Origin of the sequence: Streptomyces sp. PKU-EA00015 (assembly GCF_013387495.1) — a bacterium.
Taxonomy (GTDB): Bacteria; Actinomycetota; Actinomycetes; order Streptomycetales; family Streptomycetaceae; genus Streptomyces.
The window spans coordinates 15,236-27,306 of sequence record NZ_JABZEE010000060.1 but is presented as its reverse complement, the minus strand read 5'-3'; the positions used below and the strand labels follow the sequence as shown (position 1 = coordinate 27,306).

Here is a 12,071-nt window from a genome sequence, read left to right as displayed (position 1 = left end):
GCTCCGCGGCCAGTCCGCGTACAGCCCCTCGACGTCGGTCAGCACCACCAGCCGTTCAGCGCCGAGGGCCACGGCCAGCGCGGACGCGGCGAGATCGGCGTTCACGTTGTAGACCTCGCCGTCCGCCCCCCGTGCGACGGGCGAGATCACGGGGATGCGGCCCTCCTCGAGCAGCGTGCGTACGGTGCCGGGTTCCACGGCCACGACCTCGCCGACGAGACCGATGTCCACCTGCCGGCCGTCCACCCACGCGGGGCGTCGTACGGCGGTCATGGTGTGCGCGTCCTCGCCCGACATGCCGACGGCGAAGGGGCCATGGGCGTTGAGAGCGCCGACGAGTTCCCGCTGGACCTGGCCGGTCAGCACCATCCGGACCACGTCCATGGTCTCCGGCGTGGTCACCCGCAGGCCGGCCTCGAAGCGGACCTCCAGGTCGAGGCGGTCGAGCATGGCGCTGATCTGCGGTCCGCCGCCGTGTACGACGACCGGGCGCAGGCCCGCGTGCCACAGCTCCACGACGTCCTGGGCGAAGGTCCGGTGGAGTGCGGGGTCCACCATGGCGTTGCCGCCGAACTTGACGACGACCGTCCGGCCCTGGAGTTCCTCCAGCCAGGGCAGTTCGGCGGTGGCGTCGGCGGTCAGTTCGGCGGTCGGCTCGGCGGTGGCGTCGGCGGTCGCGTCGAGCCGTCCGAAGGGAAGCGTCCCCGTCTGTGTCGTCCCCTGCCCGCTCATGAGCTGTACGCGCTGTTCTCGTGGACGTACTCGGCCGTGAGGTCGTTGGTCCAGATCACCGCGCAGGACTCGCCGGAGCGCAGATCCACCGTCACCGTGATCCGGCGCCCCGACAGATCGACCTTGTCCCGCGACTCGCCCGCCGCGCCGTTCCGGCACACCCAGACGTCGTTGACCGCCACGTCCAGACGGTCGGGATCGAAGGCGGCCGACGTCGTGCCGATCGCGGACAGCACGCGCCCCCAGTTGGGGTCCTCGCCGTGCAGTGCGCACTTGAGAAGATTGTTCCGGGCAACGGACCGGCCCACCTCGACGGCGTCGTCCTCCGAGGCCGCGCCGACGACCGTCACCTCGATCTCCTTGGACGCGCCCTCGGCGTCGGCCACCAACTGCCGGGCCAGATCCAGGCACACCGCGTGCACGGCCTCGGTGAAGCTCTCGAGATCGGGTACGACCCCCGAGGCGCCCGACGCGAGCAGCAGGACGGTGTCATTGGTGGACATGCAGCCGTCGGAGTCCACCCGGTCGAAGGTGGTACGCACCGCCGCGCGGAGCGTCGAGTCGAGTACGGCCGCGCTCGCGTCTGCGTCCGTGGTGAGGACGACCAGCATGGTGGCGAGACCAGGGGCGAGCATGCCCGCGCCCTTCGCCATGCCGCCCACCGTCCAGCCGGGCCCGGAGACGACGGCCGTCTTGTGCACCGAGTCCGTCGTCTTGATCGCGACGGCCGCGTCCTCGCCGCCCTCCGGCGACAGCAGGTCTCCGGCGGTGGCGATGCCCGCGGTGACGCGGTCCATGGGCAGCCGCACACCGATGAGGCCGGTGGAGCACACCGCGACCTCGTGCGGGTCCACGTCCACCGCCCGTGCCGTGTGCTCGGCCATCAGCCGTGCGTCGACGGCACCGGGCTCCCCCGTACAGGCGTTGGCTCCACCGGAGTTGAGAACGACGGCCGATATCCGGCCGTCGGCAAGAACGCGTCGTGACCAGCGTACGGGCGCGGCCTGCACGCGGTTGGAGGTGAAGACGCCGGCGGCGGCGCGCGACGGCCCCCGGTTCACCACCAGGGCCAGATCGCGGTCACCGGATTCCTTGATGCCGGCGGCCACGCCGCCGGCGAGGAATCCACGGGCAGCGGTCACGCTCACTGTGCTTCTCCGTTCTCCCCCAGAGCTGACGCCTGGGTGGTTCCCCCACCGCCCGCGCAGGGCGGAGGTGGGGGCATCGTCGTCGGCTCCGGACCGGCGGCTGCGCGCACGTCGCTCACGGAGCCACTCCATTCGTGGGCAGTCCCAGCCGTTCCGGCAGGCCGAGGGCGACATTCATGCTCTGCACCGCGCCACCCGCGGTGCCCTTCGTCAGGTTGTCGATGGAGCTCACACAGATCAGCCGGCCGGCGTCCGGGTCCACGGCGATCTGCACCTGGGCGGTGTTGGAGCCGAGTACGGCGGCCGTCGAAGGCCACTGGCCGGGCGGCAGCATCCGGACGAACGGCTCGTCGGCGTACGCGGCTTCGTACGCCGCGCGCACCGACTGCTCCCCGGCCGCGGCCGTGTCCGGGCGCAGGCGGGCCGAGCAGGTGGCGAGGATGCCCCGGGGCATGGGAGCCAGAGTGGGCGTGAAGGAGACAGTGACCTGCTCGCCCGCCACCCGGGAGAGGTTCTGCGTCAGCTCGGGTGTGTGCCGGTGGCCGCCCCCGACTCCGTACGGGCTCATGGAGCCCATCACCTCGGTGCCGAGCAGCTGCGGCTTGAGCGCCCGTCCGGCGCCCGACGTCCCGCTGGCCGCGACGATCACGGTCTCCGGCTCCACCAGCCGGGCCGCGTAGGCGGGGAACAGCGCGAGCGTGACCGCCGTCGGGTAGCAGCCGGGTACCGCGATCCGCAGGGCGCCCTTCAACTCGTCCCGGGCACCGGGGAGTTCCGGGAGACCATAGGGCCAGGTCCCGGCGTGGGCCGAGCCGTAGAAGCGTTCCCAGGCCGCCGGGTCGCGCAGCCGGAAGTCCGCGCCGCAGTCCACGATCAGCGTGCCGGGGTCCAACTCCCGTGCGAGCGCGGCCGACTGCCCGTGCGGCAGGGCCAGGAAGACCACGTCGTGACCGCGCAGGGCGGCCGCCGAAGTCCCGTCGAGAACCCGGTCGGCGAGCGCGGCCAGCTGCGGTTGTACGGACCCGAGGGTCCGGCCCGCGCTGCTGTGCGCGGTCACCGCGCCGATCTCCACGTCGGGATGCGACACCAGCAGGCGGAGGATCTCCCCGCCCGCGTAGCCGCTGGCACCGGCCACGGCGACCCTTACGGTCATGTTCTTCCGTCTCTCTCGGTACGTGTGAGGGCTGCCGTCACAGGGTGGGCGCCGCAGGGTTGCCGCCACGGGGACTCGGTCACGCGTCCCGGCGAACGTCTCGCGGCGCCCTGTTGAGCAGGAGGTCGTGCAACAGGGCCTCGGTCGTGCACACCACACCGCTCCGGGCGGCCCAGCGCAGGGCCATGGCGTGCTCCTCGGGGGAGAAGTCCGCCACGGCGTCGGCGACGACGAAGGGCTGGATGTCGTTCATGAAGGCGTCGGCAGCCGTCAGGAGGACGCCGAGATGGGCGTACACCCCGCAGACGATCAGCTGGTCGCGACCCTCCGAACGCAGCAGCCTCCCGAGGTGGCTGCGGAGGAAGGCGTTCTGGCGCACGTTGGCGAGCAGGTGCTCGCCGGGGCGGGGTGTGAGCGGAGCGATGATCGCGGCCGCGTCGGGTTCGTCGCCGATGCCCGGGCCCCATACGTCCGCGGCGAGGCCGCGCTGTCCGGGCCGCTGGGCGGCCGGCTCGGCGCTGAAGACCACCGGCATGCCGAGAGCCCCGGAGAGTTCGCGCAGGGCCGCGATGTTGTCGACGAGGTCCACGACCGGGGACTGCCCGGCCGGGAACGCCTCCACGAAGTGGTTTTGCATGTCATGGACCAGGAGCGCGGCGCGCGTCGGTTCGACGGTCCAGGAGGCGCAGGAGCGGGGGAGGGCGCCGGGACCCGGCATGGGGTAGGAGCCGATGGCCGGCAGGCCCATGGTGATTCCTCCCCTGGTGACGTGCGCGAAGCCGCGCCCACCCTCGAATGTTTAGCTTAGCCTAACCTAAGTCACACGCCTGTGGTGGCTCCGTCCATGCGGCTCGCCGATACCCGAGTGCCTGCAAGAAGGGGAACGCCGCGGTGTCGATGTGGTTGACGCCGAGCTCTGGCCTTGAACGGGCCTACTCGGTGCTCATGGAACATGCCTGACCGCTGACGATCGCCCGCAAGTGACGGCTCGCGCCTGGGGAGATGCCCGCCCTCGGGGGAGCCCGGCGCGGTAGCGTGGCGATCGTGGTGGACTGGGACTTTCGGCCGGCGTCGGTGTCGGACGTCGCGGCGGTGGCAGAGTTGCGTGCCGTGGTGCTGCGGGCGGATCTGGAGCGGCTCGGGCGGTACGACGAGGAGCGTGTGCGTCAGCGACTGCGGGACGGGTTCGAACCGGCGCACACCTGGGTCATCGAGGTGGACGGCGCGTTCGCCGGTTGCGTGGCGCTGCGCCGGGCGAAGGACGCTCACTGGCTCGAGCACTTCTACCTGGCCCCGCATCTTCAGGGCAGCGGTATCGGTTCGGGCGTGCTGCGCGAGCTGCTGGAGCGGTGTGACCGCAACGGCGTCCCGGTCCGGTTGAACGTGCTGCGGGGCAGTCCGGCCCGACGGCTGTACGAGCGGCACGGGTTCACCCTCGAGACCGAGGATCCGGTGGACGTGTTCATGGTGCGCAAGCCGGAGCGGCCGCGCAGCCGGCCGGCCCGGAACCGATGACGTTCCGGACCTCGTCCACGGTCTCGCTCAGGCCGTCTTGTGCGGGGCGATCCGATCGGCGTCGGCCGCCCCGCCCGTGAAGCGGCGCGCGAGATTGCGGCGCTCCTCGACTCGGGGACGTGACCTGGCAGCCTGGCACGCATGCCCGGATGGCCGGGCTCAGCCCGCGAGGTCCCGCATCCACGCCTCGACGTCGTCGGCCGTGCGGGGCAGGCCTGCGGACAGGTTCTCGTTGCCGTCCGCCGTGACGAGGATGTCGTCCTCGATGCGCACACCGATGCCCCGGAACTCCTCGGGCACCGTGAGGTCGTCCGCCTGGAAGTACAGGCCCGGCTCGACGGTGAGGACCATGCCCGGCTCGAGCGGCGCGTCCACATAAGTGTCGTTGCGCGCCTGGGCGCAGTCGTGCACGTCCAGACCGAGCATGTGGCCGGTTCCGGCGATGGAGAAGCGCCGCTGCAGCCCGAGCTCGTACGCCAGCCCGGCCGGCCCCTCGATGAAGCCCCATTCGACGAGCCGCTCCGCCAGGTGGCGCTGGGCGGCCTCGTGGAAGTCCCGGTAGTGCGCGCCCGGCTTCACGGCGGCGATGCCGGCCTCCTGCGCCTCGTACACCGCGTCGTAGACCTTCCGCTGGACAGGAGTGAAGGCGCCGCTGATCGGAAGCGTGCGGGTGACGTCGGCGGTGTAGAGGGTGTGCGTCTCCACACCGGCGTCGAGCAGCAGGAGTTCGCCGGGCCGCACGGGCCCGTCGTTGCGGGTCCAGTGCATGATCGTGGCGTGCTCGCCCGCCGCGCAGATGGAGCCGTAGCCGACGTCGTTCCCCTCCAGCCGGGCGCGGCGGAAGAACGTGGTCTCCACCCAGCGCTCGGAGGTGGCGACGGCCCGCGACAGCTCGCGCACGCAGTCCGTGAAGCCCCGCACCGTGGAGTCCACGGCCGCCCGCAGCTGGCGGATCTCCCACTCGTCCTTGACCAGCCGCAGCTCGCTCAGCGTCTCCTCGAGTTCGGCGTCCCGCTCCTCGTCGGTGTCGACGGCGGCTTCGAGCACGGGGTCGTGGCCTCGCAGGATGCGCGTGGGAACGGCGGCAGCAGCGGCCAGTTCCGTGGCCGCGGCGCGCACGTCGCGGCAGCGAAGACCCAGCAGCCGCTCCGCCTCGGCGAGGCTGTGACGGCGCCCCATCCAGAGCTCCGCGGTGTCCCCCGTCCAGAATTCGTCGCTGTCGCGGGCGTCGCGCGGGAGCTGGTAGCAGTACGCGTCGTGCCCGCCGCCGGGGCGCGGCTCCAGCACGAGCGCGCCGTCCCTGGCCTGATCACCGGTCAGATGGACGTAGCCGGTGCAGGGGCGGAACGGGTGGTGCGCGTCGTTCGAGCGGATCTTGAGGTTGCCCGACGGGATGACGAGCCGCTCGCCCGGGAAGCGGGCCGAGAGGGCGGCGCGCCGCCGTGCGGCGTAGGGCGCCTGCTCCATGGGCTTCAGATCGCGCTGTTCGGTGTCCGCCCAGCCCGACCTCATCAGGGCGGACAGTTCGGGCGAGGGCTCTCCGTAGAGGGCGTTCTTTCGGCGCTTGCTCATGTCATGCACCTTCTTCTGGTTTCCGGCAGAGGGACAGGCGGGTTCACAAGGGCCCGTACGCCGCGGGCCAGTCGTTCCACAGGAACCGGCCGCTGTGCTCGCTCAATGCTTTGGCAAGGCGGGTGAGTCGGCGGGTCTCCTGCGGTTCCGCGTGCAGGGCGACGGTCGACTGGTCCGGCAGCGCCGACACCATCTCCGGTACGGCTTCCAGCCGTTGGTACAGGACCACGAGGCCGAGAGGTCCGAAGCACTCCCGGGCCGCGTCCGACAGCGCGGGGGTGAGAGCTGATCCGTCCAGCGCGAGCAGGCGCGGCACGAAGGTCGTCTCGTCGTCGGGCCACACCAGTTTCCGGGCACCGGGGAGGTCGGCGAGTCGTCCGGCCCCCGACAGACAGCCTTCGGCGATGCGCGCGTTGAGCGTGGGCGCGGCCGGGATGTCGCGGACCTGCCAGGCGATCTCGTAGACGATGCTGTGCCCCGCCGGGACGAAGAGGAGGCCCGGGTCGGTGCGGAACCGGCCCGCGCCGAGGGTGAGCGACGCGGCGTAGCCCTGGGCGATCTCGGCCCCGCGGGCGTCGGCGGCGGCCGGGGTGACCACAACGGCCGCCGTGGCGGTGGCGGACAGTGCACGGTCCGGCCTCAGGACGACGGAGCCGCCCGCTTCGTGGACACGAGGGTTTCTCGCAGGCGGGACAGCGGCTTCGTCTTCTTCTTCGGCGGGCGTTCCGGGCAGGACGGCTCCGGACATGGCGATGACTCCAGACGGCAGGACGAGGTGGAGGGCAGGTGACCGGGCGGCGGCCGGCCCTCCGGCGAGGGGCTACAGGACGAACCCGTGCGGGAACGGATCGGACGGGTCGAGGAGATAGTTCGCCGTGCCGGTGATCCAGGCCCGGCCGGAGATCTCCGGTACGACGGCGGGCAGGCCGCCGACCTCGGTCGCGGCGACGAGCCGCCCGGTGAACCGGGTGCCGATGAACGACTCGTTGACGAACTCCGTGCCCAGCGGCAGTTCGCCGCGGGCGTGCAGCTGGGCCATGCGCGCCGATGTGCCCGTGCCGCACGGCGAACGGTCGAACCAGCCGGGGTGGATGGCCATGGCGTTGCGGGAATGCTCGGCGTCAGAGCCGGGCGCGAGGAACTGGACGTGCTTGCAGCCGCCGATGAGCGGATCCACCCGGTGGACGGGCCGCTTCTGCTCGTTCACGGCCTCCATGATCGAGAGCCCGGCGGCGAGGATCTCGGCCTTGCGTGCCCGGTCGAAGGGCAGCCCGATCCGGTCCAGTTCGACGATGGCGTAGAAGTTCCCGCCGTACGCCATGTCGTAGGGCACGACGCCCAGGCCCGGCACTTGCACGGCGGCGTTCAGCTCGCTGACGTAGGAGTCGACATTGCGCAGGGTGACCCGCTCGGCCGCGCCGTCGGTCACCGCGACACGGGCCTCGACCAGTCCGGCGGGGGTGTCGAGGCGTACGACGGTCTCGGGCTCCGTGACCGTGACCATGCCGGTCTCCACCAGGACCGTGGCCACACCGATGGTGCCGTGCCCGCACATCGGAAGGAACCCGCTGACCTCGATGTACAGCACGCCCCAGTCGGCGTCCGGCCGGGTCGGCGGCTGGAGGATCGCCCCGCTCATCGCCCCGTGGCCGCGCGGCTCGTCGACCAGGAACCGGCGAAGTCCGTCGAGGCGCTCGACCGCGTAGCGGCGGCGCTCGGCCATGGTGTCGCCGGGGACGGGGCCGACACCACCGGTGACGACCCGGGTGGGCATGCCCTCGGTGTGGGAGTCGACGGCGCTGATCGTACGGACCGACCGCATCAGGCGGACCGCTTCTCGAGCGCCGCGACGGCACGGGCCATGTCGGCCGCGACCTGCTCGCGCTGGGCGGGCGACAGCGGGCCGCGCGGCGGACGGCAGGGGCCGCCGTACCGGCCGACCTGCTCCATGCCGAGCTTGATGGCCTGTACGAACTCGGTCCGCGAGTCCCAGCGGAAGGCGGCGACCAGCGGTTCGTACAGTGCGTGGGCCTCCTCCAGGCGGCCTGCCGTGGCCAGTTCGAACAGGAGGGCCGACTCCGCGGGGAAGACGTTGGGGAAGCCGGCGAACCAGCCTGTGGCCCCCATCAGCAGGCTCTCCAGCACGACGTCGTCGGCGCCGCTGATCACCTCCAGGCCGGGCGCCCGCTCCTTGATCTCCAGCACCCGCCGCACGTCGCCGGAGAACTCCTTCACCGCGACCACATTGTCGATCTGCGCGATCTCGGCGAGCAGGTCCGGGGTGAGATCGACCTTGGTGTCGAGGGGGTTGTTGTAGACCATCACCGGCAGGCCGACGGACGCCACGGCCTCGAAGTGGGCCAGGACCTCACGGTGGTTGGCCCGGTACAGGGTCGGCGGCAGGCACAGCACACCGTCCGCGCCGTCCTCGGCCGCGGCCTCGGCCCAGTACCTGGCCTGGTGCGACCCGGCGCCGTGCACGCCGACGACGACCGTGCCGGCGCCGCCGACCGCCTCGATCGCGGTACGGGCGACCGCACGGCGTTCCTCGTCGGTCAGGGACGAGTACTCGCCCAGCGAGCCGTTGGGGCCCACGCCGTGGCAGCCGTGGGCCACGAGCCACTTGCAGTGCTCGGCGTAGCGGTCGAGGTCGACGGCCAGACCTGCCGGCGCGGAGGCGTCCTCGTAGTAGGGGAGTGCGGTGGCCACGACGACGCCCGTGAGGCGACTGTTGCTGGGGCTGGTGCCGGTCATGAATCGATCTCCTGGGTGCGGGGCGTACGGGACGTGCGAAGGGAGTGGGGCAACGGGGGCCGTACGGGACGATCGGGGTGCGTCCCCGGATCAGGCGTCGGGCTCGGTGGGCGCGGCCAGTTCGCCGAGCCGGATGGGCTGGGCGATCGGTCTGCGGTGGCAACTCGCGGGCGGCTGCCCCTCGACGGGGATCTCCTCGGGCACGTGGTGGAGGTGGCCCGCTGCCGGCGTGCCGCGCAGCCGGGAGGTGAGCTCGGTGAGCGTCGGGCCGCAGATCCGGCCCTGGCACGGGCCGAGACCGGCGCGTGTCTCCAGCTTGGCCGCTCTCGCCCCGTGGCCCGCGTCCTCGGCGGCGGACCGGCACAGGGAGGCGAAGTCCGTTTCCTCGCAGCGGCAGATCACCGTCTCCGGGCGCAGCCAGCCGGGCCACGCGGTGCCGATGGGGTGGGCCGAGGCCAGCCGTCCGGCGAAGGCGCGGCCGCGGTCCCGCCGCCGGCGCAGGACCGCGAGTGCGGCAGCACCTGTGTCACCGCCCGCGGCGAACCATCCGGCGAGCGCGCCCTCGGCGCGCGCGGCGGGCGCACCGGCGACACCGGTGATCTCCCCGGCGGCGAACACGGCCGGACGGCTGGTGCGCTGACGGTCGTCGACGTCGACGAACTCGCCTCCGTACACCTGCCGCAACGCGCACCCTGCGGCGAGCGCCAGTTCCAGCTGGGGGCTGAAACCGTGCGTGACGCACAGGGCGTCGACGGGTGTGGTCCGCCGACTGCCGGGGACCACGGACCAGTCAGGGCGCAGCCGGGCGCTGACGATCTCCTCGACCCTTCCCTCGCCACGGGCCTCGATCACGGTGCGGCCGACGCGGTACGGCACCCGGTGGCGGGCCAGGGTACCGGCGTACGCGGCGAACTCGCCGGTCTTCCCGGTCAGTTCCCACGGGCGCCGCGACCACCCACGCGCCAGGGCGGCCGGGCCGTTGGCCTCCAGGACCTCCAGCACCCGGGACCCCGCTTCCACCAGCGACGCGGTTACGGGGAGGAGGAACGGACCGGTGCCCGCGACCACGACACGGTCGCCGACGACGATGCGTTCGCCCTTCGCCAGCGCCTGGGCGGCGCCGCCGGTGTACACGCCCGGCAACTCCCAGCCGGGGAACGGCAGCACCCGGTCATGGGCACCGGTGGCGAGGACCAGGGAGTCGGGTGCGAGGACGCGGCGCTCCCGTCCGGTCCCGTCGGCCGGGCCGTGCAGCAGGTGCACACGCGGCGCCCCCGGTTCGCCGACGGCCGGGCGTTCCAGCGCCCACACCACGGTCTGCGGCCACCAGGCGCAGTGCGGGTGGTCCAGTACCTGCCGGCGGCGTCGTTCGAACGCCGGCCAGTCGTGCTGCGACGTCTCGGGGCGGGCGGCGCCGCAGGCGTCGGGAAGCGTGCGGTGGTACTGGCCGCCGGGCTGCTCCTCGGCGTCGATCAGTGTCACGTCGGCGCCCGCGCCCAGTGCCGCATGTGCGGCGGCCAGGCCGGCCGGTCCGGCGCCGACGATCGCGACGTGACGGCGTATCACCTCTTCTCCGCGGGGGAAGTGCCGGACGGGCGGGGCTCGCTCGACTCCCGGGTCTGGGTGGTCACCACGTCTCCGTCGCGGACCCGGCGACGGCAGGCGCGGACATCGCGCTCGGCGTTCACGGTGACCAGACAGTCGAAGCAGACGCCGATCCCGCAGAACACACCGCGCGGCGCGCCGGAGGGCCCGCGGCGCCAGGACTGCCGCCCGGACGCGAGCAGCACACCCGCGACGGTCTGGCCGTGGGCGCCCTCGAGCGGTTCACCGTCCACCGTGATCCGCAGCGGGCGGTCACGCCGCCCGACCGGGTCGGACCCGGCGGGCACTCGTCGGGGGCTCATGCTGTCTCCTCCTTCGCGCTCTTGCTGTCGCCGGTCCGGTCTTTCTCGGCCGGTTCGGTCGCCTCGGTCTGCCCGGCTCGGCCGATGACAGCCGGACGGTCCACTCGGAACGGGCTCGCCTCGACCGCCGGCGGCTCGCCGAGCAGCAGGTTGCGTACGAGCAGCGCGGTGCCGAGACAGAGCCCGATGCCCGCTCCCTCGTGTCCGGTGGCGTGCCACAGGCCGTTCAGTCGGGGGTCCGGGCCGATCACCGGCACGTGGTCGTCCACATACGGGCGGAAGCCGCCGTAGGACCGCATGACGGCGACATCGGCGAGGCAGGGGAAGAGGCGCAGCGCCTTGGCGGCGATCGCCGCCAGCACATGCGGCCGCAGCCGGTCGTCGAAGCCGACCCGGCGGCGGGATGAGCCCAGCAGCACGCTTCCGGCGCGCGTCGACTCGACGACCGCCGAGGTCTGGAGGTCCTCCGCGCTGCTGCCCACCGCGCCGACGTAGTCGGCGTCGTACACCTTGTGGAACACGGTCGGGGGCAACGGGGTGGTGACGAGGATGTCGCCGCGGCGGGGCCGGACGGCGATCGGGGCGCCGAGCCGGGCGGCGAGCTCACCGGACCAGGGGCCGGCGGCGTTGACGAAGACGTCCGCCTCGACGAGTCCTTCGGTCGTGTGCACTGCGGTGAGCCGGGAGCCGCGGGTGACGGCGGAGAGCACCTCGCATCCGCTCTTCAGGGACGCGCCTGCCGCGAGCGCGTCCGTGAGCAGGGCGACGGCCGCACCGGCGGGTTGCACCTGGGCGTCCTCGGGGTAGTGCAGCGCCGCCGTGTGGTCACGCGTGATCCGGGGCTCGGCCTCCGCGAGCGCCGCGGCGTCCAAGGCCTCGGCCCGCACCCCGGCGGCGCGCTGGGCGCCGGCGAACTCGGCCAGTGCGGCGGCCCCGGCTTCGGTGGTGGCCACCACGATGCCGCCCTTGGGCTCCCACTCGACCGCGGCGGCCGCTCGTGCGCCGCGGTCGGAGCGTTCGGCTACGGCGGCCAAGGTCTTCGGCCAGAGCCTGCGGGACAGTTGGGCGAGCTGGAGTTCCGGTCCGGGTCCCTTGTCGGAGACCAGGATGTTCCCCTCGCCGTGCGAGGTGGTCGCACCGGCGGGGGCGCCGCGGTCGACGACCGTGACGCGGAATCCGCAGAGGGCCAGTTCACGGGCGCACGCGGCACCGACGATTCCCGCGCCGAGCACGGCCACGCGCGTTCCGTTCATCGTCCCCCTCCGTTCGCTTTAACGAACGGCTTGAGAC

12 protein-coding genes are annotated in these 12,071 nt (G+C 72.8%); 1 reads left to right on the top strand and 11 read right to left on the bottom strand.

What is annotated here, in order from left to right; genetic code table 11:
* The 4 genes from argB to HW130_RS30750 form a co-directional block, all read right to left on the bottom strand.
* On the bottom strand, window positions 1-732 hold a 732-nt coding region (argB, locus tag HW130_RS30765), incomplete at its 3' end, for an acetylglutamate kinase (protein WP_177153046.1).
* On the bottom strand, window positions 729-1,880 hold the full coding sequence (gene argJ, locus HW130_RS30760; RefSeq protein WP_177153045.1) for a bifunctional glutamate N-acetyltransferase/amino-acid acetyltransferase ArgJ: 1,152 nt from the start codon (window positions 1,878-1,880) through the stop codon (window positions 729-731). The genes argJ and argB, both read right to left, overlap by 4 nt.
* Window positions 1,881-1,995: 115 nt before the next feature.
* Window positions 1,996-3,033 carry an N-acetyl-gamma-glutamyl-phosphate reductase gene (argC, locus tag HW130_RS30755; protein ID WP_177153044.1) on the bottom strand — a complete coding sequence of 346 codons (1,038 nt, stop codon included), beginning with the start codon at window positions 3,031-3,033 and terminating at the stop codon, window positions 1,996-1,998.
* Window positions 3,034-3,112: 79 nt separating this feature from the next.
* Window positions 3,113-3,781: an isochorismatase family protein gene (locus HW130_RS30750; protein WP_177153043.1), complete on the bottom strand. Its 669-nt coding sequence runs from the start codon at window positions 3,779-3,781 to the stop codon at window positions 3,113-3,115.
* Between the two features lie 296 nt (window positions 3,782-4,077).
* Here HW130_RS30750 and HW130_RS30745 point away from each other — a divergent pair, with 296 nt between their 5' ends.
* The gene (locus HW130_RS30745) at window positions 4,078-4,548 is read left to right on the top strand and encodes a GNAT family N-acetyltransferase (protein ID WP_177153042.1); all 471 of its coding nucleotides are present in this window, start codon (window positions 4,078-4,080) and stop codon (window positions 4,546-4,548) included.
* Between the two features lie 159 nt (window positions 4,549-4,707).
* On the opposite strand, the gene HW130_RS30740 is transcribed toward HW130_RS30745, so the two are convergent.
* The 7 genes from HW130_RS30740 to HW130_RS30710 form a co-directional block, all read right to left on the bottom strand.
* Window positions 4,708-6,120, bottom strand: a complete 1,413-nt coding sequence (locus HW130_RS30740; RefSeq protein ID WP_177153041.1) for an aminopeptidase P family protein — start codon at window positions 6,118-6,120, stop codon at window positions 4,708-4,710.
* Window positions 6,121-6,163: 43 nt separating this feature from the next.
* Window positions 6,164-6,868 (bottom strand): hypothetical protein, encoded by a 705-nt coding sequence (locus HW130_RS30735; protein WP_177153040.1) that lies wholly within the window; start codon window positions 6,866-6,868, stop codon window positions 6,164-6,166.
* Window positions 6,869-6,940: 72 nt separating this feature from the next.
* On the bottom strand, window positions 6,941-7,942 hold the full coding sequence (locus HW130_RS30730) for a proline racemase family protein (protein ID WP_177153039.1): 1,002 nt from the start codon (window positions 7,940-7,942) through the stop codon (window positions 6,941-6,943).
* Window positions 7,942-8,874 carry a dihydrodipicolinate synthase family protein gene (locus tag HW130_RS30725; RefSeq protein ID WP_177153038.1) on the bottom strand — a complete coding sequence of 311 codons (933 nt, stop codon included), beginning with the start codon at window positions 8,872-8,874 and terminating at the stop codon, window positions 7,942-7,944. Before HW130_RS30725 ends, HW130_RS30730 begins: the two co-directional genes overlap by 1 nt.
* Window positions 8,875-8,964: 90 nt before the next feature.
* On the bottom strand, window positions 8,965-10,440 hold the full coding sequence (locus HW130_RS30720; protein WP_309140634.1) for an FAD-dependent oxidoreductase: 1,476 nt from the start codon (window positions 10,438-10,440) through the stop codon (window positions 8,965-8,967).
* The gene (locus HW130_RS30715; protein ID WP_177153037.1) at window positions 10,437-10,781 is read right to left on the bottom strand and encodes a (2Fe-2S)-binding protein; all 345 of its coding nucleotides are present in this window, start codon (window positions 10,779-10,781) and stop codon (window positions 10,437-10,439) included. The genes HW130_RS30720 and HW130_RS30715 overlap by 4 nt, the downstream gene beginning before the upstream one ends.
* The gene (locus HW130_RS30710; RefSeq protein ID WP_177153036.1) at window positions 10,778-12,034 is read right to left on the bottom strand and encodes an FAD-binding oxidoreductase; all 1,257 of its coding nucleotides are present in this window, start codon (window positions 12,032-12,034) and stop codon (window positions 10,778-10,780) included. The genes HW130_RS30715 and HW130_RS30710 overlap by 4 nt, the downstream gene beginning before the upstream one ends.
* Window positions 12,035-12,071: the final 37 nt, after the last annotated feature.

Bases quoted from the DNA above. Each gene is read 5' to 3' on its own strand.
- argC (WP_177153044.1), bottom strand. From the start codon at position 3,033: ATGACCGTAAGGGTCGCCGTGGCCGGTGCCAGCGGCTACGCGGGCGGG.
- HW130_RS30750 (WP_177153043.1), bottom strand. From the start codon at position 3,781: ATGGGCCTGCCGGCCATCGGCTCCTACCCCATGCCGGGTCCCGGCGCC.
- HW130_RS30740 (WP_177153041.1), bottom strand. From the start codon at position 6,120: ATGAGCAAGCGCCGAAAGAACGCCCTCTACGGAGAGCCCTCGCCCGAA.
- HW130_RS30735 (WP_177153040.1), bottom strand. From the start codon at position 6,868: ATGTCCGGAGCCGTCCTGCCCGGAACGCCCGCCGAAGAAGAAGACGAA.
- HW130_RS30730 (WP_177153039.1), bottom strand. From the start codon at position 7,942: ATGCGGTCGGTCCGTACGATCAGCGCCGTCGACTCCCACACCGAGGGC.
- HW130_RS30725 (WP_177153038.1), bottom strand. From the start codon at position 8,874: ATGACCGGCACCAGCCCCAGCAACAGTCGCCTCACGGGCGTCGTCGTG.
- HW130_RS30715 (WP_177153037.1), bottom strand. From the start codon at position 10,781: ATGAGCCCCCGACGAGTGCCCGCCGGGTCCGACCCGGTCGGGCGGCGT.
- HW130_RS30710 (WP_177153036.1), bottom strand. From the start codon at position 12,034: ATGAACGGAACGCGCGTGGCCGTGCTCGGCGCGGGAATCGTCGGTGCC.